At 33.0% G+C, this 902-nt stretch carries 1 protein-coding gene; it reads right to left on the reverse strand.

Translation table 11 applies throughout. The annotated features are described in order from the left end of the window. Positions 1-41 precede the first annotated feature (41 nt). A partial coding sequence (locus TY07_RS17505) for a DUF6518 family protein (RefSeq protein WP_207638328.1) occupies positions 42-902 on the reverse strand: 861 nt, incomplete at its 5' end.

Here is a 902-nt window from a genome sequence, read left to right on the forward strand (position 1 = left end):
AATTTAAAATTGTTCGCTAAATCAACTCTACAAATTGGAAGTTATTCCATTTTCCATGCTCCGCCTTTGCTCTCGTAATAGTTTTGCAATGCATGGACTACTTCTGGAATAGTTTTTAAGGAATTAATATCTATTTCCTCATAAACTGTTTCGTCACCCTCAATTTCTAATATTTTACCGTCATCCCTCATTTTTATGTAAAACACCTCAGTTTCACCGCCTAATTCGCAAGTTATAGTAGATTCCATTGTAATACTTTGAGAAGTCGTTGGGAACAGTATGAAGCCGATTAACGCAACAACGATTAATACAAACACAAATATACATTTCTTATCTACTTTCTTAAATAGCACCACGAACATAATGAGAAGAAATATAATACCCAAAATGCTGTTTGCTAAATTTGTCTGCGAATAGTAGAACTTCATGCAGTTGTTAATCGTATCAACTAACATCCCCGCAACAGGAAGTGCATACAACACACTACCCCAAACTGTCTTTTTGTTCCAATAGAACAAGACATAAGCTACAAGTCCGCAAAAAACAGCTATACCAATCCAGTGGAATAGATGGTTCCATTGGAGAAACTTATCAACTGTTACATTTGGGGTGAAAAAATCAATGATACCTTGTAACAAATAATAACTGATACACATACTGGATAAATATGAGAAGGTATTTATCATTGCATTTTTATTTGAAGAACTAAAGTAAATCACAAATGTTGTTGAGAATATCCAAAAGCCAAAAGAGCTTGCAATAGAACTCCAACCCCATAAATCATCATTAGGATAAAAATTCAATAATTCAGTAATCAGACCAATAATTGCACCAAAACATATTACCTCTATATATGATTTTTTCGCATACTTAGATTTCATGTCTTTCCTCCTTTCAAATTT

This window comes from Clostridium saudiense, assembly GCF_000577815.1.
Lineage (GTDB): Bacteria > Bacillota > Clostridia > Clostridiales > Clostridiaceae > Clostridium > Clostridium saudiense.